The organism is Sporosarcina sp. A2 (genome assembly GCF_050858885.1).
In the GTDB taxonomy this organism is placed as follows: Bacteria; Bacillota; Bacilli; order Bacillales_A; family Planococcaceae; genus Sporosarcina.
Genome location: NZ_CP193898.1, coordinates 3,099,727 through 3,122,695, shown reverse-complemented (window position 1 = coordinate 3,122,695; position 22,969 = coordinate 3,099,727). Strand labels below are relative to the sequence as shown.

Here is a 22,969-nt window from a genome sequence, read left to right as displayed (position 1 = left end):
AAAAGACGTTTTCTTAACCATCAGAAAACGTCATCATGTATATAGATTGATGAGAAGTCCTTTGATTTCCCCGATTTTAGCAAGAAGATCCATAGAGGCCTCTTCATCCTGTAGCATCTGTTCAGCTAATTCAATCAGCTTTTGGTCAATAGTCTCAACAATCTTTAGTCGCCGGCCTTCTCCGAACTGGTTCCACGTGTGGGACTGTTTAAGGTTTAGACCAGTTTCGACGGACTCTTTAAGAAAGCGTTTAACAAGCATCTTGAACTTTGCCATATCACGCAAATTACGGGATCGTGCGAGTCGGTCACCTGCCGTGGAGATATCTCCGAGTAACCGGGAGATTTGTTCTCCATGCAGGCGAGATTCTTGTCTTTGAACCATTTGTCCGAAACGCTGTCCGCCTTGAGGGGACTTCAAAGGATCATTACGGAGCTTATCAATGCCCGTTCTAACCTCATTATTAACTTTCATTAGGGTTCACTCCGATATCGCTCAGAAATGACGGAATTGTTCAATTGGAAGAACAAATACCGTTGCTCCACCGACTTCAACTTCAACTGGATATGGAATATAAGAATCTGCGTTTCCACCCATCGGTGAGACAGGAGCTACCATCTGATCACGCGAACGGCAATTGTCTCGAATAAGGTCCAACGCTTTCGGAACCAGACTATCATCTGTACCGATTAAAAATGTTGTATTCCCTGATTTCAAGAATCCACCTGTACTCGCCAATTTTGTTGCCCGAAAGTCACCTTTTGTCAATGCCGATGAAAGTCGATTGCTGTCTTGGTCTTGTACTACTGCCACAATAAGTTTCACGAGGTATCTCTCCTTTTCCGCTTTCTTTCATTATATCATGAAATCACTCAAGAAATGAATGATGCAACCGTTTCCCAAACAATTTCTGTAACCTCTTCTACCGAACCACTGGCATCAATGGGTTGAATGCGTTCAGGAAATTTTAATTGTACAAGGCGATACCCTTCAGCTACGTCTTGATGAAATTTCAATGTTTCATTATCCAGTCGATTTTGTTCCCGATTGCCACTTGATGCAATCCTTGCTAATCCCACTTCAGGAGATAAGTCAAAATAGATGGTATGATCCGGCATCAGTCCATCTATAGCGAATTCATTGATTGTAAGAACTTCTTCAATGCCCAATCCTCTCGCATAACCTTGATAGGCTAAGGAGCTATCTACGAAGCGGTCGCAGAGGACAATTGCACCCGTTACTAGTGCTGGTACTACCTTTTCAGTTAAGTGTTGTCGTCTTGCAGCTGCATATAAAAGCGCCTCTGTACGACCATCCATTTCTTCGTGATCATTATCTAAAATAATTGTTCTGATTTTCTCAGCAATTCGTATGCCTCCAGGTTCACGTGTTAAAACAACGTGTTTCCCCTGCTGTTCTAGGCGTCGATAGATTTCCTTGATGACAGTGGTTTTACCTGCCCCTTCTGGTCCTTCAAATGTGATGAAAGTTCCTTTAGCCAATATGATCGTCTCCTTGTACACTCATTACTTCAAATTCGACTGTTGATCCATTTGCTCTAACTGCTCCTTGAAACTTCGCGCCTGACTCTATCATATGACAGACTTCTTCAATTTGCCGTTGGGTTAATTGCTCCCCGCTTAAGACAAGTGGGATGCCTGGCGGATAGGGAACAATGGAATCCATCAGTTGACGTCCCACTGCATTCTCAGTATCTACCCATTGCGCTTGATCCCTGACAGGGTTGCTTGTCGTGATGACTAACTTCCTCAGTTGTTCGTGCTCTACTGGTTCTGCTGGAATAGACGTGGGTACTGCTTCCTCTTGCAACTCTTGCACAGCTGAATGGATGGCTTTGCAAATGGAATCAGTAGAATATGAAGTTCTTTCGGTAAGCAAAGGAAGAACGAATAATACTTGTCGTTCATCAGCAAGTTCCGTAAAGATACCTGCTGATTCGAGAGCACGTTGCAACGTGTACCCAGACGCTTCTTTTTGGCGCAGCAAAATTTTAAGGGGATCTTCAGTCTCAATCACTTCGAGTACCTTCATTTTATGGAGCTGTTCGATGAAGGTTAAACGCCATGCTAAAAATGCTTGTTTATCCTTTTCAGAATAATTCGCTACCATTGAGCGCGCATCGTCTAAAGAAGCGAGAAGTACGTAGGAAGGACTACTAGTCTGGAGCATGGAGAGGAATCGGGATAATCGATCTGTATCCACTATATGCGAATTCACATGTAAGAAAGATGCTTGCGTCATAGCAGACAAAGTTTTATGGGCGGATTGGACGACGATATCTGCCCCTAGTTGAAGTGCCGATGGTGGAAATGGCGTGCCAAGTACAAAATGTGCACCATGTGCTTCATCGATAAGTACAGGAATTTCTTTCTTGTGTGCGCTAGCGACAATCAATTCTAAGTCGCTTCCCGTTGTTCCATAGTACGTTGGATAGGTAACAAAGACGCCTTTAGCGTCGGGATGCCGTTCAAGCGCAACGTCTACAGTACTAGCAGCTAAAGCTCCAGCTGTACATGTTTGTTCATCCCACTCAGGTGTGAGGAGGATCGCATGTGCGCCTGCTAGCTCAACTGCATGGAATACTGACTTGTGAGCATTTCGCTGAACAAGCAACACATCTCCAGGTTCACAAATCGAGCGGATCATCGCAAGGTTACCAACCGTCGATCCGTTGACTAAGAAAAAGCTCTGTTTCGCTCCGTATGCATCTGCTAGCATCGCTTGCCCTTCCGCCAACACTTCAGTAGGCGCATGCAGATCATCCAATCCCGTCAACTCCGTTACGTCGTACCGTAATGCCGCTTTAAGATCTGATGGAAGTCCTGACAGTAAGCCATGCTTATGTCCAGGCACATGAAAAGATACAGGTTGAGCTGCTTGAAACTTCTGTAGTGCCTCGACGACCGGTCTTTTTGTATGATCCATAAGTTTTCCTCCTTTCTGTCATTTGTTGAACATGTATTCTATGTAAAAGAAGTCAGCACGAAAATACGGCTGACTTCAGGGTACGTTCTTTTCTCCTCTTCAATCACTACAGGAAAACAGCCAGAATTAGTAACGAGGCGGCTCCCGGAATTCCTAATAGGGCTAACAAAAACCCAGAACCCAGATTAATTGGCACATAGACACCAACAAATCCTCCCGCAATGTTAAGGAGAAAGAGAACTAAAAACGCAAAAGCGAGCCGGAACCATAGTATTGATAATTTCTCTGCCGCATGTTGCAACTGAGGCTTGGTCAATCGTAGAACAAAGAGTAGGACTACACCGAGTACGAGAAGTATAGCAACTTTCATTTTAGAAGTTGCCCCCTTTACAGTAGACTACTAGCAGTCTATGCAAAGACTTTTGCATTTAGTTCACTCGATGCCTAAGTTCCTGATTTTCGCTTCTTTATACAAATAGAAGTGATTGCTCTCAGCAATTTTCTTTCGAACCAGCACTTCCTGATCAAAATCATCAGCATACTTTTCTATCGATTTGGTCAGTTCCCACTCTTCGCGGGTATCCATCATCAATGTTCGTAACTTTTCATCGTATTCACGTTTCAGCTTGTTTTTCTTGCTAAACAGTCCTCTAGAGCGTCTCACAATTGACGCCGTCCTTCTAATGCTTTGGACAATGTCACTTCATCGGCATATTCTAAATCGCCGCCGACCGGCAATCCGTGTGCGATTCGAGTTGTTGGAATGCCTGAAGGTCTCACAAGACGTGAAATATACATAGCTGTTGCTTCGCCTTCAATTGTCGGGTTTGTCGCAAGTATCAATTCTACGATTTCCTCATTTTGTAGCCGCTTTAACAAGTCCGGTACGTTGATATCCTCAGGGCCCACGCCATTCATCGGTGAAATAGCACCGTGAAGGACATGATAGAGACCTTTATAATCACGCATTTTCTCCATAGCAATGACGTCTTTTGGATCTTGGACAACACAAATGAGCGAGCGATCCCGCGATAGGTCCTGACAAATATGACAAGGGTCAATGTCAGTAATATGACCACAAACTGAGCAAAACCGTAAATTCCGCTTTGCATCAACTAAAGCTTTCGCAAAATCGAGTACGGTATCCTCTTTCATACTTAACACAAAAAACGCCAGACGGCCCGCTGTTTTCGGGCCGATTCCTGGCAGTTTCATAAAACTGTCAATAAGTTTGGAAATTGGTTCTGGATAATGCATGTGGTTGCCTCCTAGAACATCCCTGGAAGGTTCAATCCCTTCGTGAATTGTCCCATCGTAGAGTTCGTTAATTCTTCAGCTTTCTCCATTGCGTCGTTCGTTGCGATGACGATTAGGTCTTGTAGCATTTCAGCATCTTCTGGATCGATTACGGACGGATCTACAATCACTTCAACGACTTTTTTGTCGCCCGATACGATAACTTTAACCATGCCGCCACCTGCAGAACCTTCTAGACGTTCTTCACCCAATTTTTCTTGAGCTTCACCCATCTGTTTTTGCATCTTTTGCATTTGTTTCATCATACCTTGCATATTTCCCATTCCACGCATTATTATTTCCTCCTCTTTAAGTTAAGTTACTCGTCATGGACGGTAATGAATTCTTTGCCAAATAATCTTTCTGCTTCTGATACAATTTCATCTTCTTGTGTCAATTCAGCACCTTCAAGAAACGCCGGTACTTCTGAAACATTTGCAGCTATGGAAGCATCGCCATTTTCTGCGGAGTGTCCGTCTTGCTGCGTTGACTGTTTCGTCATTCCACTCTTGCGTATGAAATCCTCTCTAACCTTGAGCCATCCCTCTTCCGGTACGTAGACAACGTCATAAGCTTTACCTGTTTGCTGTCGTAATGCTTCAGCAAGACCAGTTCGAAGAGATGCATTTTCAGAAGCCATGAGACAATGGATTTCATACTTAAATTTTAACACAAAAGCACTATCCGATGCCGCTACCGGCTCCGTTTCTTCTAGAAGCGCAGAATGTGAACGTTGCATTGTCTGCATCATACGTGCCCATTCTTCTCGAATCACTTGAATGTCTTCTTTGGTAGCAGAACTCAACACTTGGTGTACTTTGCCTGTAGGGATTTTGTACGAACGTGCGTTGTTCGATGAATTCTTTCGTGCTGCAGGTGCTTTGTCTCCTGATTGGGCACCACCGCCTGAAGCAAGTTGTTGCTGCAATTCATGGACGATGCGCTCAAGCGTTGCTATTTTTCGCTCCAATTCTGGAGAGGTTACATTTGCACCTGATTGACCAGTAGAAGCTGAGTTTCTCGATTGAACCATTTTCAACAACGCTGATTCCAGATACACTTTCGCGTGATTTGAGAAGCGCATTTCTTGCTGGGTTTCACCTAAAATATCGATATAAGCATATATCGTATCCGGTTCGAAAGCCTGGGCCAATGCAACAAAGCGTTCATCCCCTGAAATCACTTCCAATAAGTCCGTAAGTTCCGGTGCGGTGCGTAACACCAGTAAGTCCCTGAAGAACGTAATCAGATCCTCTGCTAAGCGCGAGACATCCTTACCTTCAGCAATGAGGCGATTCAAGAGTGTTAGCGCTACGGCTGCATCTTTCGTAAGCATTGATTCTGCAAGTTGATAAAAAATATCTTCACCGACAGAGCCTGTCACAAGCAATGCTTCTTCAGCAGTGACGCGGTCTCCACTGAAGGAAACAACCTGGTCCAGCATACTAAGAGCATCTCGCATTCCGCCTGAAGCTGCTTGTGCAATCACTTTAAGTGCGCTGTTGTCGGCTTCGATGGCCGCATCATTCAATACGTGTGTCATACGCTCTACAATCTCATTAGCTGTTATCGGCTTGAAATCGAAGCGCTGACACCGCGAAATGATTGTGAGGGGCAGTTTGTGGGGTTCAGTTGTCGCTAATATGAATACAGCATGGGCTGGAGGCTCTTCCAATGTCTTTAACAGCGCATTGAAGGCTGAGTTGGAAAGCATATGCACTTCATCGATAATATAGACTTTGTATTTGGAAGAAGCCGGTGCATACCGGACCTTTTCAATGATATCTCGCATTTCTTCCACTCGTGAGTTGGACGCCGCATCAAATTCGATGACATCTGTATTGGAACCTTCTGTGATGGTCCGGCATGTCTCGCATTCGTTGCATGGTTCTTTAGCAGGTCCGTTTTCACAATTGAGTGCTTTGGCGAAAATTTTAGCAGCACTCGTCTTACCAGTTCCGCGAGGGCCTGAGAACAAATAGGCATGGGTCGTTTTGTTATGGAGGAGAGCGTTTTGAAGTGTTTGTTTTACGTGTTGCTGTCCTGACATCTCTTCGAATGTCTGAGGCCGGTATACCCGGTAAAAAGCTTGATAACTCAACCGTCCGCTCCCCTTTCTGTTTGTTTCATTCATTCCTATTAGTATACCATAAATCCATCAATATGACGTCGGATAAGGAAGACGTTTTCAATGGAATCTTAGATATTCAAATACGTATAATCCGCACTAATATTTTACTCCAAGACATGCAAAAGCCTCTCATCCAAAATAGGATGAGAGGCTTTGCTATGTACGCCGTGCACCTTTCCTCGACCGCCGCACATAAGCGTTACTCTTGTCGTTGGCTCGATTTAGGCGACCCTACGGCACATGAGAAATTCCACTTAATGCTGCTTCCTTCCGGACCTGACATGGTTCATGGGTTCCCATTGCGTAGGACCCAAATGTCAACACTACGTGCAAAAGGCAGACCCTACAATACGGACGGCCTCAGAAAAGGGATTCAGTCTTGCTAGAGCGGATTGCAAGTGACAGGGCACCGCTACCTCCCCACCTAGCACGGCAGTCTTTATTATACGAGTAGTTATTCAAAAAATCAACTTATAGCTTTTTTTCTCTTCACAACATTTTTTTCAGTAAAGGTATTGACTTCTTTTTGGATGCTTGATATATTATTACTTGTCTAACACGGAGGTATACCCAAGTTCGGCTGAAGGGATCGGTCTTGAAAACCGACAGGGGTGTCAAAACCCGCGGGGGTTCGAATCCCTCTACCTCCTCCATACATAAGTTTCACTTCTATAACATAGAAAAAAGGCTGTTCATAATCAGGGAAACCTGCTTGTGAACAGCTTTTTTCATATTCTTTTGTAGGGGGGTGATATCTAATGTTTCCTTTTGTCAAAGAGAACTTTGTTTGTTATATCCACGTTCTCCGTAAGGTTGGACTTGATCTATCCATTTTACTTGAAGTTCCGATAATGCTTCTTTCTCGTTGAAATAGGGGTCCTCTTTTTTCTTCAATTTTTCTAGCACTTCAAAGGTGAACACTTCTTTTCCGAATCGGTCCCATTCTCGTTGAAGCTGCTGGTTCGTGTGAGTGTTTGTTTCCAATTGGAACTTGACTCCATTAAGTGTTTTAAGATTCTTAGTACTTCCAACGAAAATCTTATCGTTCTCTGTATTCTTGATTTGATAGACCCCTGCTTCAATTGCAGTTTCTTTATATTGTTGCTTAAGTTCCTTTTTACGATCCACTTCGATTCACTCACTTTCCATTGTTAATTTTTAAGCCAGTACTCACTTCCATCTGCAGTACGATCCAAAAACCCATAGTCGATTAAATATCTTCGAATTAAGACATAGTCATCATGAACTCGGTTTAGTAGCTCATTAAGTTCTTTTTCCGAGTAAGTTGTTTGACCATCAATTAGATTAACAATTCCCCTTAGTACAACTAGTCGTTGTTTTTCCTTAGGTGGGAATTTTGTTAACCCCTCACTTACTCCCTCGGGTAAAAATTTCTCTAGGATTTCCTGTTGTTCCGTTTCAGTGACCGCATATCGATCATCTACCATCTTTGCCGTTTTGTGAGGAGCTATGAATGCTGGTGTATGGTTACCCTTTTCTTTCATTAGTTCCATCATTGTCAAGAAAAGTTTTGCTTGCCGTTCCTTTTCCTTTAATGCAAATCGATGGTGCCTAACGGTTGAGACGCTTCCAATTTCCAATTCATGCTGGACTTCTTTATCACTTTTCCCTTCATAAAAGAGACGTAACAGCTGGTTTTGATGATCGGTGAGACCTGTCAGTCTTTTCTCCATTCCAATTAAGTAATCAAATACCGATTTATGCTCATTTTCGATATGTAGACGCATGTATCGTTCTGCTTCGTAGAGTGTATTTCCATCGGGATAGACAATCCCTTTATCAATTTGTTCCCCACATAGTAAACATGTATAAGAATGTTGATCTTCGATATACCCATTTTTCATTTCAGTTAAGGAAGCATTCCAAAGCAATTCTAAGTTCTCCATTATACAAACACACCTATTCTTTGTTTGATCATAAGCAAATGATTGAGATGATCGTTTGTTATGCATCTTGAATTCTATTCTTACACTCCTCTTGTGTCAACCCAAAAACAAACACTTTTTGTTTACCACCTATTGTAGAACCAACATTAAGCCAATCCGTTTATACATTTCACGATAGGAATTATGGAAACAAAAAAACAGAGGAAGCACATGCGCTATGCAAATGTGACCTCTGCTTTTTAGATTATTCATTTACTGTTGTACCTTTTTCAACAGGTGTGACGGCAATACATTTGTAGTAAGGGAATTTCTCTTCAAGTACACAGGCCGCCTCTTCTTCACGTCCTGCATGTACAGCGACGAACAGTGATGGACCTGCACCGCTTAGGGTCATACCATAAGCACCAAGTGCGTGACTCTCTTCCCGAACTGCATCGAAGTCAGGGAACATCTTTTTACGATATGGTTCGTGGAAGATATCACGATCCATCATGCGTCCAACGAGTGTCCATTCCCCTTTTGCGAGGGCTGCTGCCATTAGACTACTGGCAGCACTTCCTTCCGTTGCTTTGTTGTGATCTAATTGATGCGGAAGTAGTCCACGAGAGTGGTCGGTTTTCATCTCAACAGGGGGAACAAGCACTACGCCACCAATCGGAGGCGCGTCGAACTTCATGACTTCTAGTGATGTATGATCGTAAAAAGAAATCGTTACTCCTCCAGCGATCGCAGCGGACACGTTATCGGCGTGACCTTCTACACTCACACCAAACCACATTTTTTCTTTTTGATTCATCTTTAGATTATGCAACTGGTCAGCTATTTCAATTCCTGCAGCAATCGCTGCTGCGCTGCTACCTAGTCCTTTACCTAAAGGTATATTAGACTTCACGCGAAGCGAACAAGGTATCGTTTCGCGACCTGCGCGACGTACCACTTTTCCGATAGTCTGAACGATTAGATTGTCTTCATCAGTTGGAAGTTCCTTCAGCCCTTCGTCTTCATAGACAATCGTCCATCTATCTGCGGGTTCCACAGCTACTGTCATGTATAATGATAGCGCCATTCCTATACTGTCAAAGCCTGGTCCAAGGTTGGCTGTTGTAGCAGGAACAGTCACGGTAAATGGAGTACTGCCCATTTACTTCGCCTCCTTTTGCAAGTCAGCTACGAATGCTTCGAACTCCGCACGTGTCATAAATGGTTTCCCATCATTGACTCGGATTGCAGTTTCAGGATCTTTCAATCCATTCCCCGTCAAGACGCCTACAATCGTAGTTCCTTTCTCAATATCTCCAGACTCGATTCGCTTTTTCAAACCAGCAATCGTTGCACAAGAAGCAGGTTCTGCAAAGACGCCATCTGTTGCAGCAAGCATGCTGTATGCTTCTAGAATCTCTTCATCTGTCACCGATAAGATATGACCGTCTGATTCAGACAACGCAGCTTCTGCTAAGTGCCAACTCGCCGGATTCCCGATTCGAATCGCTGTCGCAACCGTTTCGGGTTGATCGAATACACGTCCGTAAACAATCGGTGCAGCACCGTCTGCTTGTACGCCTAATAATTTCGGCTTGTGTCCACCCTTTTTCTCCGCATACTCGGTAAACCCTTTCCAAGCAGCTGAAATATTACCCGCATTTCCAACTGGAAGCGCAAATATGTCTGGGACACATCCAAGTTGTTCAATCGTTTCAAATGCGATTGTTTTTTGTCCTTCCAACCGGTAGGGATTGACTGAATTGACAAGAGCAATATCGCCGCCACCAGCTTCTCGTACCATCTGTAATGCTTCGTCAAAATTGCCTTCGATCTCAAGTATTTCAGCACCGTACATCTTCGCTTGTGCCAGTTTCCCTAGTGCTATCCGACCTTCCGGAATGACGACAATTGTCCGCATCCCTGCGCGCGCGCCGTAAGCTGCAGCCGATGCTGAAGTGTTGCCCGTTGACGCACAAATTAGAGTCGTTTTGCCTTCTTCTTTTGCCTTAGCGACCGCCATCACCATACCGCGGTCTTTAAATGACCCCGTCGGATTCGCACCTTCTGTTTTCACATATAGATTTACACCCCACTGCTCAGATAGGTTTTTTAAATGAATAAGTGGTGTGTTTCCTTCTTGTAAAGTTAAATCAGGAGTCTGCTCCGTAACAGGAAGCCATTCCCGATATTCGTCTATTAATCCATTCCATCTTCTCATTTGTCAGTCCCCCTCTACTCGATAATGGCTCAGCACGCCATTTACTTCTGGTGCATCTTTTAATTCTTCAATGACTCTAACGTGTTGGTCCCTTGAAATCGAATGTGTGATAAAAATTAGATCTGTATCTTCGCGCTTCGGATCCGCATGCTGAATTACCGTTGCTAGACTCGCCTTATTCCGACTGTAGATGGAAGATAAGCGAGATAATACACCGATTTCATCCTGAACAGAAATCCTATGGAAATAGCTTGCGAATTTCTGCTCGTCCGACTTCACTTTGCGTTCAAACTGATAGGAATGAATCCTTTTCCCGTTCACACCGAGTAAAAGATTCCGGCAAGCCGCTACAATATCAGAAGTGACAGACGTTGCAGTCGGCAACGAGCCAGCGCCAGGTCCATAAAACATCGTTTCCCCTACTGCATCTCCATAAACATAGACTGCATTGAACTCGTTATTCACTGAAGCCAGGGGGTGTTCATTTTTAACGAATACCGGTTCCACCGCGACTTCAATACCGTTTTCGTCCTTCTTTGCAGAACCCGCCATTTTAATGGTATAGCCAAATTGCTCCGCAAGCTCGAGGTCACCGTCTTGAATAACACTCAGTCCTCGTACGTAGACATCATCGAGGTGGACTTCTGTCGAGAAGGAAAGCGACGCGAGGATGGCCATTTTACGAGCAGCGTCAATTCCGTCCACGTCTGCTGATGGATCTGCTTCCGCATAACCTAGGGCTGTCGCTTCAGCAAGCGCATCTTCATACGTCTTCTTCTCTTCCTTCATCTTTGTGAGGATGAAGTTCGTTGTACCATTCACGATTCCAAGCAACGATGTAATACGGTCAGAAGCAAGACCGTCTTCAAGTGTACGAATCAAAGGAATCCCACCACCTACACTTGCTTCATAAAATAGATCGCAACTATTTTGGTCTGCTAATGTAAGTAATTCTTTCCCGTGCACAGCCATCACATCTTTATTTGCTGTAACTACACCTTTACCTGCTTTTAAAGAGCGCTCTATAGCCGTTTTCGCGTCATCCACTCCACCGAATACTTCAACAATGATATCGATTGCATCATCATTCAATAGGTCATCTAGCTGATTTGTGAATGCCTCTTTCGGTAAGTCCGTTTCCCGTTCCTTGTTTTTATCTTTTATCAACACGCGTTTTATGCGCACTGGAACGCCGAGTTTGTGCTGCAAGTCTTCGCGATGATTATGTAAAATCTTAGCGACGCCACTTCCTACAATTCCAAAACCAAGTAATCCGATGCCTATCTCTTTTTCCATTTGACGATTCCCCTCGCTGTATGTACACTATGTAACAACAATTGTCCTTTACATAAAGACAGTATAAAGAGAAAGTCTTCACAGAACAACCCTATCGTGGTATTGTTATTCAATATATCACACAAGTCACAATTAATTAAAGATTGGATCTGATTAAATGAAGGTTTGTAAATTTGGCGGAACGTCTGTTGCATCGGCTCAACAAATCAAAAAAGTAGCAAACATTATCCACTCAGATTCATCCCGAAAAATTATTGTCGTTTCCGCTCCAGGTAAACGGTTCAGTGAAGATACCAAGGTGACTGATCTTCTTATTCTCCTAGCCGAAAAAGCATTAATCGGGCAAGATACTGATTCAGAACTGCAACAAGTTCTTGAACGCTATGACGAGATTGCTAAAGGATTAGGACTCGATGGCTCGATGAAAGCGGTGATTGAGCAAGACTTGCGTGAACGACTCGCCCTCGACAAAGAAGATCCAATTCTTTTCATGGATAGCTTAAAAGCGTCTGGTGAAGACAACAATGCAAAACTCATAGCTACCTACTTACAGTCCATTGGCATGGACGCGACTTACGTCTGTCCTAAAGATGGCGGCTTACTTGTTAACGAACGCCCGCAACGTGTACAGGCGCTTCCTGAAGGGGAGGAACTCCTAGCCGAATTGCGGAATAGAAACGGTATTGTCGTGTTTCCAGGATTTTTCGGATATACAAAAGACGGAACACTCCGTACATTCAATCGGGGAGGCTCCGATATTACCGGTTCCTTGCTTGCTGCAGCTACAGGTGCTGAACTGTATGAAAACTTCACGGATGTTGATTCGGTATTCTCCGCAAATCCGAACGTCGTGCACCAACCGTGTGCTATCCATACGATGACATACCGCGAGATGCGGGAGCTTTCCTATGCAGGTTTTACTGTATTCCATGATGAGGCGTTACGTCCTGCATTCTTACGGTCGATTCCCGTTTGCATTAAAAATACGAACAACCCGAGTGCAAAAGGTACGATGATTGTGAAGGAACGTGAATGTGGCACGCGTCCTGTTGTCGGGATTGCCGCGGATGATGGGTTCTCTACATTGTTTGTTGATAAATATCTGATGAACGTAGAAATCGGTTTTGGACGACGCTTGCTTCAAATTTTAGAAGAGGAAGAAATTCCATTTGAGCACACGCCTTCAGGAATCGATAATATGTCCGTCATTATCCGAGATACATTTTTAACTGAAGAAAAAGAAGCGCGCATTTTACGTCGCGTGAAAGATGAGTTGGAAGCGGACGATGCATATTTCCGTCGCGATTACTCTATGGTCGTACTTGTAGGGGAACGTATGCGAGATACGACCGGTTTGACGGCGCGTGCAGCAACTGCAATCGCGAAAACCGGTGCAAGCATTCAAATGATCAACCAGGGATCGACCGAGGTCAGCCTCGTGTTCGGCATCCATAAGAAAGATGAAACGGATGTGCTTCGCTCGCTGTATGAGGAGTTTTTCCAAACAGCTGTTGTACATGTTTAAATGATAAAAGAGAGCCTGTTCGGATACTCCGAATAGGCTCTCTTTTTCGTTGCCGATCTATTTGCGATGTTCTTCACGTATAAAGATGCAAAGCGTGATGTATTATTTCCAGTCACAAAACCACTAAAAGTTAGCTTCCTAATTAAGTACAAGTCCTAAATTCCAGAATTGCACTCGTTTAAGGCAAAACAAATGATTATAAAGAGACATACTGTTAGTTGCTTCAAATAGTAATTGAGAATAAATCAAAGCATCGTTCATCCTATAAACAAGAATAGCAATTAGGCTAATAATACTTTCTTCAATTAACACTGCACGCCGTTTCATTTTGTTTTTCAATCTTTAAACTTCAAACTGGTTAAGGTGATGGTCAAGGTGCTTGTATATTCCTTTACCCCATTGCTCAGAAGTAAGTTTTCCGAAAAAAGGATGCGGATGAGTTGTGCACTTCTCTGGTCCATTATTTTGGAATGTGATAATTTTTTGTATAAGCTTTTCTCTTTCTATGTCAAATTCTCTATCATCTGCAATCAAAATGGTTGGAATAGTAGACATATTGTGAGGCAATGTCTTGTCATTGTAAACCATTTGTTTTGCAAACCTTCCTACTATTATTCCTAACCAACTCCTTGGTGGAAAAGAATTTCCCATGGCAATGTCTTGGAAAGATGAACAGTGCGCTAGCATTTGGGCAACACCCATTTCCCCCCACTTCGGTTGTGAATTCGGACTCAATTTGTCAATACGCTTCAAAACTTCTGCTGTATGCATATGATTAAAAATATTTTTCATTAGTGCATATCCCCTTTATTTATAATGAGCTAATCTTCTTAACTAATTAGGCCTGTTTCAGGCACAATACTTCTTCGGCAACTGCATCCGATTGCGGTAAAACTCAATACTCTACAATTAAAGTATTAAATGGTGATCCTCCCCAGAAATAAACATACTTAAACCGATCAACGAGAGTACAATCCCCAAGTAAAAGGGCCAAGGGTTATCTTCCTTTTCTTTATCAAAAGTAAAAAACGTTACAATGCAAAAGATTAAAGATATAGCGGGGATAAAACCATATTTCGGTCCGAAAGCAAACGCAATTCCACCCAAAATCAACCCTACCAGCCCATAAGGATTTTGAGTCGGTACTCTGTCCATGTAATCTCTTTTTTTATCCGACACACTTTCGTTTTGGTTATCGTCTCCCCAAATATCAATTTCTTTCAGCTTATTTAGGAAAGCAATTAATTTTTTAAATGTCTTCATACAATGCACCTACTCTTTAAATTATTCCAGTATGTATCATTCAAGTATTACTTAATCTTGCCCGATTGCCGAACTCACGATTTTAATATATCTACTATGTTATATCAAACCATTAAGTGGATTATCAGACTTCGTTTAAGTGAATGGTCTCTCATGAGAAATTAACGTGAATGTTTAAGGTGATTTCATAATTAAATAAAAGTAGCTACCGGTGCACGAAATAACTCTAACGCAAATTAGAATAGTGTCCGAGTTGTATCTTGCCCAGGAGTGCAACGAATTAAAACGCAACTAGTCCATACACTCTTTCGGACGATTAACCGGATATTTCAGAAAGTTTTCGTCATGAAAACTTGTGATATTGAGGTATTTTCAAAACCGCTTTCCAGTAAAGATGAAACTACACAACCATTTCCTTTTAAGAAGTTATAAGTTGTACGATTGATAGATTGGTCATATTCTAATGCGTAAGCAAGGAGTTTGTTTAGAGCATCTTCATTCCCATTTTCCTTCACCTGAAATAAAGTAATGCTTTCCGTCTTATTTCCAAACACACATTTTTTTCGAATAAGACAAGCAGCCTGCACCTCTCCATTCTTTGAAATCATCACAGCTTCTCCACCTAGTTTTGGCGTGTTACTAGCATCCGTTTGCCAAGGGACGATAGTTGAAAATAAATTTGATCCAATAGATTGGGTAGCCGGAATTCTTATAATTTCATAACCTTCAAGAATCGGTAACTTACTATCTAAGATTTCATTTGAACGTAAAAAGAGTAGATCATCCTCTACTTTGTAACCACAACTTTCATATAAAGATATAGCTACCTTATTTTCAGAAAGCGCCTCTAAAGTTGCTACAGAAACATTAAGTTCCTTTAAGAGTTTTTCCGCTTGATCTATCAAGGAATAACCTAATTTCCTCCCCCTGTATTCTGGAATAATACCTGTTCCACCATTCCAAGAAATCTTTTGACCATCCACTTCTCTAATTCCTTGGAGCACAAAGCCGATTGGAACTGTCCCATCATATGCAACGATAGATAATGCTGGAGATAATCCATCATTACCAAATCGACTTATGAATGTATCAAAAGGTAAATTCATTGGCACTAAATAGCCTTCAAATCCACGATTAAACAGGACATGCGCTTCTTCAAAGCTTACTGAAGACATTAATTTATACAAAATGTTCATGGGTTATCCTCACTTTTTATTGAAATAAGAACCATCTTATGGTAAATATTTTCTTAATAATTCCCTTGATAATTTGTCTAACTTACAAATTAAAATCAGTTGCTTGTACACGAATTAACTCTAATATAATTTCCAGTAATGTCTAAACTGTATGTTGCAAATGCATGCAATTCTATTACCTTCAATAGGTGTAACAAGTTCAGCTGTGTGATAAAACAAACAATATGAAGCACGTAAGAGACCGCCAATTCTTATTTGAATTAGAAGTCTCTTACCTACTAGAAGTTATTATTAAATGATTTGGACCGATTGAAGAACAACCCTTTATTCAATCATTGTCTCAGATTGTAGGTCGAAATTTCACTATTTGTATTTTTGTAATACCCCAAACCGATAAAACCCTTACTATTATGCACAAAGTTAAAAATAACTTGAAAACAGCATGTTCACATATAATCCCTTTTTCATTCAGACGATTTATCTGTTTGTTTTTGCTTTTTTTCCAAATACTCCGTACGAATTTTTTCAAGTTGCTGCTTTTTATCAAATTTTGCAGGCTTGAGTTTTTCATAATACTTTGACACAGCCTTCATACCTTTGTAATCTAATTGATATTTCCCCAATTTATTCACCTACTTTTCTTGTCCTTAAATAGAATCTGTTCAACAAATATAGTATACCTTGTTTTACTGAAGTAAATCTTTTTACTTTAGAAGTGTACTTGTTATAAGCACATCTTTTCTAACTCATTTATTGATTCTATATCATTTAACTTTCTATAAGAATCAGTTACTAAAGAATCTGAATAAATTAATAGTGCACCACTAATCGTATCCTCCATTACTTTCAATACATCAGGATAAGAGTTTGAATCTCCTGATTAAGCGGTGTCATATCTTCTTGGTTTAGCTGACTCTTCCAATTGACAACATATAATTTATCGTGTCGTAGATTTTGAGCTAATCTAAAACTTATCTGTTGAATTTCATCTATTTCGTAATTACCATTAAAATTTCAATATTCATCATTGAATTTGTTTTATCCTTCCTTTTCCCATACTAATGCAATTTTAGTTGGTTTATATTTAGCCAAGAAGTTAGCAAGCTCTATGACTTCATCCTTTTTATTTGCCCCTATTACTGAAAATCTGCAGATCCTTGTTTCAGAATTGCACCAGATTGTTTGAAAAATAATGCTAACAGCTAACCAAGGGAAACTCTTATAAACCTGCACCTGCCGTTACTGCAATACTCCAAACTATTAAAGCAAAAGATGATGTTAACCAAAATGTATTAGTTGCGGTGGACTCATCTTTCTTTACTTTCTTGATTACCCCTACAAGGTTTAAAGAAAAAACTATTGCGAAGATAGGCATTAGATAGAAATTGATAAACACAAACATAATCATAAATAATCCCCCCTATTCATCTTTTCTCTCCAAAATGGCCCTATTACTGAAAAAAAGGCGCAATTCTTCTTCAAGAATTGCACCCATTATTTTAATAAATGCTTGTCTCTAATTTCGAGATTAACTCTTTACAATGCATAAAAAAATCTCTCGTAGAAAGAATTGTGAAATAAGAATACGGTTCAAAATCTGCTAGTAAGCATTCATCATAAATTAAACTGATAAATAATTCCTTTCGAGGGTTAATGCCTTTTTTATTAAGCAAGTTGGTTAGTTCTGCATATGTTTCTTGTACTTTTTCATCAATAGATCTTTCTATTGAAAAATGCCCAGCAATGCTGCTCCACCAAACTAGAAATGATTGATATATTTCTCTAAATTCATATAAAGTTGCCTCATTATCAATAAACAACCCTTGATAAAATGTTTTTTCTTCTGCAAATAATTTCAAATCGTATAGAGGATCTTCCCAAATTTTCTTCGAGACTTCATCCCATAACCCGTTAAAACACACGTCGAAATCTTTTCGAAACACACATTTTGTAGGTATATGTGGGAATTTCAAGTCATCTCTACTCAGGCTTTGATTTAAGTACAGATTTTGGATATAAACCAAAAAATTTAATGAGTGAGAAGCCTCAGTTCTAATATACAATGCATTTTCCATTTCAAAATCTCCTCGTATATTAGTATGAAAGATTAGTAAGTCGGTAACTTGGCACCATTGAAGCTGAGGATTCGTTTATTCATCATACCAATTTACTGAAAAAGTACATTTCGTTACCAATCTCTGTTAAATGATTAACATATTCGATTCATCAAATTCCCAAACAGCACCGTATGCGACTTCCCAATAATAACCGTCAGGATCAATGAAATAACCGCCATATCCTCCCCACGAAAGTGCTTGTGCCTCTTTAACGACTTCAGCACCGACACTTTTAACCATTTGAAAAATATCATTAACTTCTGCTTCAGATTTTGCGTTATACGCAAGTGTAATACCTGAAAAACCACCTTTTGATAATTCAGGAGGATTCTCTTCGTTAATATCTTTTGCTAATTCTTCAAGTGGAAATAGCTCTAGTTTTGACCCTTCATTATTAAAGAACACAATGGTAGGCTGTTCTTCGTCTCCAGTGACCGATGCCTCAAAACCAATATCACGATAGAATTTTAGTGATTTTGCTATATCCCTTACACCTAATCCAATGAGATTAATACGATTCATAGTACAATCATCTCCTCCAAGTTTTTGCAGTTAATGGCCCGTTTCCGGTATATTCGAATTCATTAGTTCAATTTTATTGTATCAAATTTCCAACTAAGTTGTCTCGAATTATTTGAAATTTCACTCTACCCAAATCATGAAATCCTTTACACCTGCGATAGGCAATTGTATTGCTCACACTAAAACACAATTCACTTATATTTGATGATTACTTGGTTCACCTATAGTTGCTACAACTCTATTCAAAAAGAGCTACATAAAGGAGTTACCCTTTTATGCAGCTCTTTTATACTATTATCCTTACAACGAACGCAACACTGCGCGTACGGGACTTCCATCTGAACCTTCTAATGCTAGTGGAAGTGCGATCAGCTCATACACGCCAGGCGCCACATTTGATAGCACCGTGTTCTCTAAAATGTTTACACCGTTCTCATAAAGCGAATGATGTGCATCCATTGTTTTGCTGTCTACTGAATCCACGGAAGGCACATCTACCCCAATTAAGCGGATTCCACGTTCCTTTAAAAATGGACCGATGTCCGACTTTAACACGGGATAGCTATCCGGGAACGTATTCGGATCAGGATGTCCGCCTGTTTTAAGGAGGAGTCGCTCTACATCTTTAAAATCGAACCCTTCGAGTTCTGCACGACCAATTTCCGGTTGCCCCATTACATCCACGACCATAGCAGGCCCAATATACAAGGACAAATCCAGTTCATGCACACGCTTGCCTTCATTATCATAATGGAACGGTGCATCGATATGCGTTCCGGTATGAACGCTCATCGATACTTGACCGATATTGACAGAACCCGTCTGTTCTTTCGTAAACGTGAGTTCATAATTGAACGATGTATCCCCTGGCCATTCCGCAATCGAATTGCTGAGCGGCTGGGTGATATCAATCCACTGTGTTAACTTTTTCATGGCCATCATCCTTTCAAGTTAGACGGATCAAAGATTATTTAAAAATACAGCTACAATTGTCACGGGTACAACTACAGTCATTAAGACAATCCATACTCGGAATAGTCCTGGAGAATCTTTTGTACTTAAGTTAAATTCCTGTTTTACTAGTTCACGATCCATTTTGTGAATGATGAAAATCGCAATTAGCAAGTTGCCAAGAGGCAAGAATATATTACTGACAAGATAGTCTGTATTATCGAAAATATTTTTCCCATTAATCGTAAAGGATTCCAGCAAACTAGACGACATGGCAGATGGAATTGCAGCTACAAAAACGATAAGTCCCGTAAGCCAAGCAACAGTCTTCCTCGTATGCTTTCCATTTGCCGTAATTGCAGCAACTATAATTTCGTACAAACTGAACGAAGATGTCAATGTCGCAAATAAGAACAGCAGTAAGAACAGTGCTAAAAATAGTTCGCCGAATGGCATTTGACCAAATACTTCAGGTAACACCATGAACAATAATCCCGGCCCTTCGTCAGGCGCTAGCCCGAATGCAAAGACCACTGGGAAAATTGCAAGTCCTGCGAGAAGTGACACAAAGATGTTCATCCCAACAACCGACCCGGCTGATGATCGTAAACTGACGTCTTTTTTCAAATACGAACTGTACGTCACCATACACGAAAACCCTACCGCAAGTGAAAAGAACGACTGTCCGAGAGCATAGAGAATCGACTGACCCGTTATTTTAGAAAAGTCCGGCGCTAAGAAAAACTTCACGCCTTCCATCGCACCATCTAGCGTCAAAGAGCGCACAACAAGGACAATGAAAAAGACGAATAACAACGGCATCATATATTTGTTAGCACGTTCAATTCCGTTTTGAATTCCTGACGAAATGACGAGTACGTTAATGACTGTAAATACTAGTAATCCAAGCAGTGTAATCCAAACAGAACCGATAACTGAGCCGAATAACTCCCCATAGTTTGTTCCATCTCCGATGACATTCCCCGGTATTGCAAGTCCGCTATAGACGAGTACCCAACCGCCAACAACGCTGTAAAAGGATAGAAGTAAAAAGCACCCTAGTACACCGAGTCGACCGATCCATACCCATAAACTATCTGGAGCTAACTTTTTATACGCACTGATCGCCTCCCTACCGGTACCGCGACCAATGATGAATTCAGAAAGTAGCATCGGTAAGCCGATTACTAAAGTGAACACGATGAACAGCAAAAAGAATGCGCCACCTCCACTAGTCCCCGTCACATATGGAAATTTCCAGATGGCACCGAGTCCAATTGCAGCTCCCGCAGATGATAAGATGAATCCTAACTTAGAGGACCATTGTTCCGTTCGTCCCTTCTCCTCCATACTACTCCCCCTTTTCATCTCTCTATTATTCTTACAACTTTGTCCGTAAATCCCATAGTTCCGGGAAGAACCGATGGTCGAGCACGTGGCGCAAGTAGTTCACACCTGACGAACCACCCGTTCCCGTTTTGAATCCAATAATCCGTTCAACGGTTTTCATATGACGGAACCGCCACTGCTGCAGCCAGTCCTCGACGTCGATAAGCTTTTCAGCTAACTGATACAAATCCCAATACTGATCAACATTGCGATAAACAGCTTCCCACGCGGCTTCAACGCTCGGATCCCCTGCATACGTCACACTGAAATCGCGCTCGAGCAATTCAGGATTGATGGCAAAGCCAGCCTTTGAAAGCGCACGAATCGTGACGTCATAGATGCTCGGTAGGTTCAACGCCTCTTGCAGCATCGCATGTACTTCAGCGTCCTTTTCATAAATCTTTAAAATATGCGAGGACTTGTAGCCAAGCGCAAATTCAATCAGACGGTACTGATACGACTGGAACCCAGAGGCCTTGCCGAGCGAATCGCGGAACTCTAAGTATTCAGCCGGTGTCATCGTCGATAATACGTCCCACGCCTGTATGATTTGTGATTGGATCTTTGTAACACGTGCTAGCCTTTTGAATGCAGATTGCATCTCTCCAGCGTCAATTGCGTCGATGGCTGCAGTAAGTTCGTGCAATGCTAGTTTCATCCAAAGTTCACTTACTTGATGGATGATAATAAATAGCATTTCATCGTGATGTCCTGACAATCGTTCTTGACTCGATAATATCTGATCCAATCTTAAGTATTCCCCGTAGGTCATGTCCTTTTTAAAATCGGTGTGAATGTTCTCCTGATCCAAATTCAAATCTGAGATCCCCTTTTTCATAAAAAATCCCCCTCTTTGTTAGTTACGCGACAACTTCCCTTTTGTTTTCAAATTGCTTATATTGCTCTTCATCCATAATTCGCTTTAAAATAGTGACGGTTTCGAGCACTTCCTCAAATGTGTTATAGAGTGCGACCGGTGCGAGTCTTATTCCATTCGGCGTGCGGAAGTCTGGAATGATACCGTTCGCTTTCAGCGCCTTACAAATACGAGCTGCTTCTTTATGAACAGCAAATACATGCCCTCCGCGATCCTCGTCGTTTTTCGGACTGGTTACCGTGAACCCGTATTCTGCGAGTTCCGTTTCAATCAGTTCCTGCAAGTACCCCGTCAAAGCAAGTGAGCGTTCACGGATTGCCTCTATGCCGACTTCGTTCATCAGTTCAAGTGCACCAATCAGAGGTGCAGAACTCAATAAGTGTGGCGTCCCCATCTGAAGAAATCCTGCACCTTCAGCAGGCGTAAATGTATGTGACATATCGAACTGACGGTCTTTTGCAGAACCGAACCAGCCCGCAAGCCCAGGTTGCGTACCAAAATGCTTTTCGTTCATGTAGATGCCCCCGGTTGCACCTGGTCCGCCATTCAAGTGTTTGTAATTACACCAAAATGCGAAGTCTGCATTCCACGCGTCCAGTGCATGAGGAATCGCTCCTATTGAGTGACACAAATCATAGCCAACTAAGATTCCACGTGCATGAGCCGCTTCTGTCACTTTCTCCATATTGAGCACTTGTCCGCTACGATAGAGGACACCCGACAAAATCACGATAGCAACATCATCTGTCATTGCCTCGACAATGTCTTCAGTATGAAGCGTTTGTCCATCACGACTTTTCACTTGTATCAGATGATCGGCAGGATTCAGTCCATGCAACTGCAACTGACTTTGGATCGCATAGATGTCCGTCGGGAAGTTCAATTCGTCTGCCAGAATTTTCGTCCTACCGTTTTCCGGTTTAAAAAATGTTGCAAGGAGCTGATGAAGATTTGAAGTTGTGGATCCCGTGACAATAACTTCTTCAGGTTTTGCTCCAATTAAGGGTGCCATCGATGCTCCTAGTTCTTCTGATAGTTGAAACCATGGACACTCCCCTTGCATCCAGCCATCAATACCATGTGTCTTCCAAGAATCCATCATTGCGTGTACAGAAGCTTCTGCACGTTTTGATAGAAGTCCAAGAGAGTTTCCGTCAAAGTAAATGATGTCTTCTTGTATGTAAAATTCGTTACGACGGCTTGTACCCGCATATCGTCCTTCCAATTCTATCGCATACGCTTTCGTCGCCTTTTCACTTGCAGTCATCAGGATCCGCTCCTTCAAATTGGATTTTTCTATAAAGTTCACTATACTTGAATCATTTTCCTTGCGTCAATCATGCCTAATTACGT

Annotated in this window: 27 protein-coding genes, 1 tRNA gene and 1 other RNA gene; 2 read left to right on the top strand and 27 right to left on the bottom strand. The window is 41.7% G+C overall.

Features of this window, described 5'->3' with window-relative positions:
* Window positions 1–33 precede the first annotated feature (33 nt).
* The 10 genes from ACRPI0_RS15875 to ffs all read right to left on the bottom strand — a co-directional run bounded on the left by ACRPI0_RS15875 (window position 34) and on the right by ffs (window position 6,806).
* A complete protein-coding gene (locus ACRPI0_RS15875) occupies window positions 34–474 on the bottom strand; it encodes a YaaR family protein (protein WP_432353737.1) in 441 nt (146 codons plus the stop codon).
* Window positions 475–495: 21 nt separating this feature from the next.
* Window positions 496–825: a cyclic-di-AMP receptor gene (locus tag ACRPI0_RS15870; protein ID WP_025783662.1), complete on the bottom strand. Its 330-nt coding sequence runs from the start codon at window positions 823–825 to the stop codon at window positions 496–498.
* A gap of 47 nt (window positions 826–872) precedes the next feature.
* Window positions 873–1,502: a dTMP kinase gene (gene tmk / locus ACRPI0_RS15865; RefSeq protein ID WP_432353736.1), complete on the bottom strand. Its 630-nt coding sequence runs from the start codon at window positions 1,500–1,502 to the stop codon at window positions 873–875.
* Window positions 1,495–2,946, bottom strand: coding sequence for an aminotransferase class I/II-fold pyridoxal phosphate-dependent enzyme (locus tag ACRPI0_RS15860; protein ID WP_432353734.1), 1,452 nt, complete (start codon window positions 2,944–2,946; stop codon window positions 1,495–1,497). The genes tmk and ACRPI0_RS15860 overlap by 8 nt, the downstream gene beginning before the upstream one ends.
* A 106-nt stretch (window positions 2,947–3,052) precedes the next feature.
* Window positions 3,053–3,316 carry a pro-sigmaK processing inhibitor BofA family protein gene (locus tag ACRPI0_RS15855; protein ID WP_432353733.1) on the bottom strand — a complete coding sequence of 88 codons (264 nt, stop codon included), beginning with the start codon at window positions 3,314–3,316 and terminating at the stop codon, window positions 3,053–3,055.
* Window positions 3,317–3,379: 63 nt separating this feature from the next.
* On the bottom strand, window positions 3,380–3,610 hold the full coding sequence (locus ACRPI0_RS15850; protein WP_432353732.1) for a YaaL family protein: 231 nt from the start codon (window positions 3,608–3,610) through the stop codon (window positions 3,380–3,382).
* A complete protein-coding gene (gene recR, locus ACRPI0_RS15845; RefSeq protein WP_432353731.1) occupies window positions 3,607–4,203 on the bottom strand; it encodes a recombination mediator RecR in 597 nt (198 codons plus the stop codon). The genes ACRPI0_RS15850 and recR overlap by 4 nt, the downstream gene beginning before the upstream one ends.
* Before the next feature lie 11 nt (window positions 4,204–4,214).
* Window positions 4,215–4,535, bottom strand: coding sequence for a YbaB/EbfC family nucleoid-associated protein (locus ACRPI0_RS15840; protein ID WP_025783656.1), 321 nt, complete (start codon window positions 4,533–4,535; stop codon window positions 4,215–4,217).
* Between the two features lie 26 nt (window positions 4,536–4,561).
* A complete protein-coding gene (dnaX, locus tag ACRPI0_RS15835; RefSeq protein ID WP_432353730.1) occupies window positions 4,562–6,343 on the bottom strand; it encodes a DNA polymerase III subunit gamma/tau in 1,782 nt (593 codons plus the stop codon).
* A 195-nt stretch (window positions 6,344–6,538) separates the two neighbouring features.
* Window positions 6,539–6,806: signal recognition particle sRNA large type (gene ffs / locus ACRPI0_RS15830), an RNA gene on the bottom strand.
* Window positions 6,807–6,933: 127 nt separating this feature from the next.
* On the opposite strand from ffs, the gene ACRPI0_RS15825 reads away from it, so the two are divergent.
* Window positions 6,934–7,026: transfer RNA gene (locus ACRPI0_RS15825), tRNA-Ser, on the top strand.
* Between the two features lie 118 nt (window positions 7,027–7,144).
* Here the strand turns inward: ACRPI0_RS15825 and ACRPI0_RS15820 are convergent.
* The 5 genes from ACRPI0_RS15820 to ACRPI0_RS15800 form a co-directional block, all read right to left on the bottom strand.
* The gene (locus ACRPI0_RS15820; RefSeq protein ID WP_432353729.1) at window positions 7,145–7,501 is read right to left on the bottom strand and encodes a GIY-YIG nuclease family protein; all 357 of its coding nucleotides are present in this window, start codon (window positions 7,499–7,501) and stop codon (window positions 7,145–7,147) included.
* 23 nt (window positions 7,502–7,524) lie between these two features.
* Window positions 7,525–8,280 carry a DUF2087 domain-containing protein gene (locus ACRPI0_RS15815; RefSeq protein WP_432353728.1) on the bottom strand — a complete coding sequence of 252 codons (756 nt, stop codon included), beginning with the start codon at window positions 8,278–8,280 and terminating at the stop codon, window positions 7,525–7,527.
* A gap of 244 nt (window positions 8,281–8,524) precedes the next feature.
* Entirely contained in the window at window positions 8,525–9,421 is an 897-nt protein-coding gene (gene thrB / locus ACRPI0_RS15810; RefSeq protein WP_432353727.1) for a homoserine kinase, read from the bottom strand.
* On the bottom strand, window positions 9,422–10,480 hold the full coding sequence (thrC, locus tag ACRPI0_RS15805) for a threonine synthase (protein WP_432353726.1): 1,059 nt from the start codon (window positions 10,478–10,480) through the stop codon (window positions 9,422–9,424).
* Window positions 10,481–10,483: 3 nt separating this feature from the next.
* Window positions 10,484–11,776, bottom strand: a complete 1,293-nt coding sequence (locus tag ACRPI0_RS15800) for a homoserine dehydrogenase (RefSeq protein WP_432353725.1) — start codon at window positions 11,774–11,776, stop codon at window positions 10,484–10,486.
* Window positions 11,777–11,933: 157 nt separating this feature from the next.
* On the opposite strand from ACRPI0_RS15800, the gene ACRPI0_RS15795 reads away from it, so the two are divergent.
* Window positions 11,934–13,301 (top strand): aspartate kinase, encoded by a 1,368-nt coding sequence (locus tag ACRPI0_RS15795; RefSeq protein ID WP_432353723.1) that lies wholly within the window; start codon window positions 11,934–11,936, stop codon window positions 13,299–13,301.
* Between the two features lie 342 nt (window positions 13,302–13,643).
* Here ACRPI0_RS15795 and ACRPI0_RS15790 read toward each other — a convergent pair whose 3' ends face one another.
* From ACRPI0_RS15790 to kynU, 12 genes are all read right to left on the bottom strand, one after another.
* Window positions 13,644–14,093 carry a DUF1569 domain-containing protein gene (locus ACRPI0_RS15790; RefSeq protein ID WP_432353722.1) on the bottom strand — a complete coding sequence of 150 codons (450 nt, stop codon included), beginning with the start codon at window positions 14,091–14,093 and terminating at the stop codon, window positions 13,644–13,646.
* 117 nt (window positions 14,094–14,210) lie between these two features.
* A complete protein-coding gene (locus ACRPI0_RS15785; protein ID WP_432353721.1) occupies window positions 14,211–14,564 on the bottom strand; it encodes a cell division protein FtsK in 354 nt (117 codons plus the stop codon).
* 329 nt (window positions 14,565–14,893) lie between these two features.
* Window positions 14,894–15,760: a GNAT family N-acetyltransferase gene (locus ACRPI0_RS15780; protein ID WP_432353720.1), complete on the bottom strand. Its 867-nt coding sequence runs from the start codon at window positions 15,758–15,760 to the stop codon at window positions 14,894–14,896.
* A gap of 464 nt (window positions 15,761–16,224) precedes the next feature.
* Complete coding sequence (locus tag ACRPI0_RS15775; RefSeq protein ID WP_432353719.1) at window positions 16,225–16,383, bottom strand: hypothetical protein; 159 nt, start codon at window positions 16,381–16,383, stop codon at window positions 16,225–16,227.
* 223 nt (window positions 16,384–16,606) lie between these two features.
* Window positions 16,607–16,735, bottom strand: a complete 129-nt coding sequence (locus ACRPI0_RS15770) for a hypothetical protein (protein ID WP_432355988.1) — start codon at window positions 16,733–16,735, stop codon at window positions 16,607–16,609.
* 244 nt (window positions 16,736–16,979) lie between these two features.
* A complete protein-coding gene (locus tag ACRPI0_RS15765; RefSeq protein WP_432353718.1) occupies window positions 16,980–17,168 on the bottom strand; it encodes a hypothetical protein in 189 nt (62 codons plus the stop codon).
* Window positions 17,169–17,259: 91 nt separating this feature from the next.
* Window positions 17,260–17,835: a hypothetical protein gene (locus ACRPI0_RS15760; protein WP_432353717.1), complete on the bottom strand. Its 576-nt coding sequence runs from the start codon at window positions 17,833–17,835 to the stop codon at window positions 17,260–17,262.
* A gap of 126 nt (window positions 17,836–17,961) precedes the next feature.
* Window positions 17,962–18,399 carry a VOC family protein gene (locus ACRPI0_RS15755; RefSeq protein ID WP_432353716.1) on the bottom strand — a complete coding sequence of 146 codons (438 nt, stop codon included), beginning with the start codon at window positions 18,397–18,399 and terminating at the stop codon, window positions 17,962–17,964.
* A 300-nt stretch (window positions 18,400–18,699) separates the two neighbouring features.
* Window positions 18,700–19,332, bottom strand: a complete 633-nt coding sequence (gene kynB, locus ACRPI0_RS15750) for an arylformamidase (RefSeq protein WP_432353714.1) — start codon at window positions 19,330–19,332, stop codon at window positions 18,700–18,702.
* Between the two features lie 27 nt (window positions 19,333–19,359).
* Window positions 19,360–20,700: a sodium-dependent transporter gene (locus ACRPI0_RS15745; protein WP_432353713.1), complete on the bottom strand. Its 1,341-nt coding sequence runs from the start codon at window positions 20,698–20,700 to the stop codon at window positions 19,360–19,362.
* Window positions 20,701–20,731: 31 nt separating this feature from the next.
* Window positions 20,732–21,577 carry a tryptophan 2,3-dioxygenase gene (gene kynA, locus ACRPI0_RS15740; protein WP_432353712.1) on the bottom strand — a complete coding sequence of 282 codons (846 nt, stop codon included), beginning with the start codon at window positions 21,575–21,577 and terminating at the stop codon, window positions 20,732–20,734.
* A 22-nt stretch (window positions 21,578–21,599) separates the two neighbouring features.
* Window positions 21,600–22,883 carry a kynureninase gene (kynU, locus tag ACRPI0_RS15735; RefSeq protein WP_432353711.1) on the bottom strand — a complete coding sequence of 428 codons (1,284 nt, stop codon included), beginning with the start codon at window positions 22,881–22,883 and terminating at the stop codon, window positions 21,600–21,602.
* Window positions 22,884–22,969 lie beyond the last annotated feature (86 nt).

Excerpts from the sequence above, each read along its gene's own strand:
- ACRPI0_RS15875 (WP_432353737.1), bottom strand. The coding sequence starts at position 474 with ATGAAAGTTAATAATGAGGTTAGAACGGGCATTGATAAGCTCCGTAAT.
- ACRPI0_RS15860 (WP_432353734.1), bottom strand. The coding sequence starts at position 2,946 with ATGGATCATACAAAAAGACCGGTCGTCGAGGCACTACAGAAGTTTCAA.
- ACRPI0_RS15855 (WP_432353733.1), bottom strand. The coding sequence starts at position 3,316 with ATGAAAGTTGCTATACTTCTCGTACTCGGTGTAGTCCTACTCTTTGTT.
- recR (WP_432353731.1), bottom strand. The coding sequence starts at position 4,203 with ATGCATTATCCAGAACCAATTTCCAAACTTATTGACAGTTTTATGAAA.
- ACRPI0_RS15840 (WP_025783656.1), bottom strand. The coding sequence starts at position 4,535 with ATGCGTGGAATGGGAAATATGCAAGGTATGATGAAACAAATGCAAAAG.
- ACRPI0_RS15815 (WP_432353728.1), bottom strand. The coding sequence starts at position 8,280 with ATGGAGAACTTAGAATTGCTTTGGAATGCTTCCTTAACTGAAATGAAA.
- thrB (WP_432353727.1), bottom strand. The coding sequence starts at position 9,421 with ATGGGCAGTACTCCATTTACCGTGACTGTTCCTGCTACAACAGCCAAC.
- thrC (WP_432353726.1), bottom strand. The coding sequence starts at position 10,480 with ATGAGAAGATGGAATGGATTAATAGACGAATATCGGGAATGGCTTCCT.
- ACRPI0_RS15800 (WP_432353725.1), bottom strand. The coding sequence starts at position 11,776 with ATGGAAAAAGAGATAGGCATCGGATTACTTGGTTTTGGAATTGTAGGA.
- ACRPI0_RS15795 (WP_432353723.1), top strand. The coding sequence starts at position 11,934 with ATGAAGGTTTGTAAATTTGGCGGAACGTCTGTTGCATCGGCTCAACAA.
- ACRPI0_RS15790 (WP_432353722.1), bottom strand. The coding sequence starts at position 14,093 with ATGAAAAATATTTTTAATCATATGCATACAGCAGAAGTTTTGAAGCGT.
- ACRPI0_RS15785 (WP_432353721.1), bottom strand. The coding sequence starts at position 14,564 with ATGAAGACATTTAAAAAATTAATTGCTTTCCTAAATAAGCTGAAAGAA.
- ACRPI0_RS15780 (WP_432353720.1), bottom strand. The coding sequence starts at position 15,760 with ATGAACATTTTGTATAAATTAATGTCTTCAGTAAGCTTTGAAGAAGCG.
- ACRPI0_RS15765 (WP_432353718.1), bottom strand. The coding sequence starts at position 17,168 with ATGATTATGTTTGTGTTTATCAATTTCTATCTAATGCCTATCTTCGCA.
- ACRPI0_RS15760 (WP_432353717.1), bottom strand. The coding sequence starts at position 17,835 with ATGGAAAATGCATTGTATATTAGAACTGAGGCTTCTCACTCATTAAAT.
- ACRPI0_RS15755 (WP_432353716.1), bottom strand. The coding sequence starts at position 18,399 with ATGAATCGTATTAATCTCATTGGATTAGGTGTAAGGGATATAGCAAAA.
- kynB (WP_432353714.1), bottom strand. The coding sequence starts at position 19,332 with ATGAAAAAGTTAACACAGTGGATTGATATCACCCAGCCGCTCAGCAAT.
- ACRPI0_RS15745 (WP_432353713.1), bottom strand. The coding sequence starts at position 20,700 with ATGGAGGAGAAGGGACGAACGGAACAATGGTCCTCTAAGTTAGGATTC.
- kynA (WP_432353712.1), bottom strand. The coding sequence starts at position 21,577 with ATGAAAAAGGGGATCTCAGATTTGAATTTGGATCAGGAGAACATTCAC.
- kynU (WP_432353711.1), bottom strand. The coding sequence starts at position 22,883 with ATGACTGCAAGTGAAAAGGCGACGAAAGCGTATGCGATAGAATTGGAA.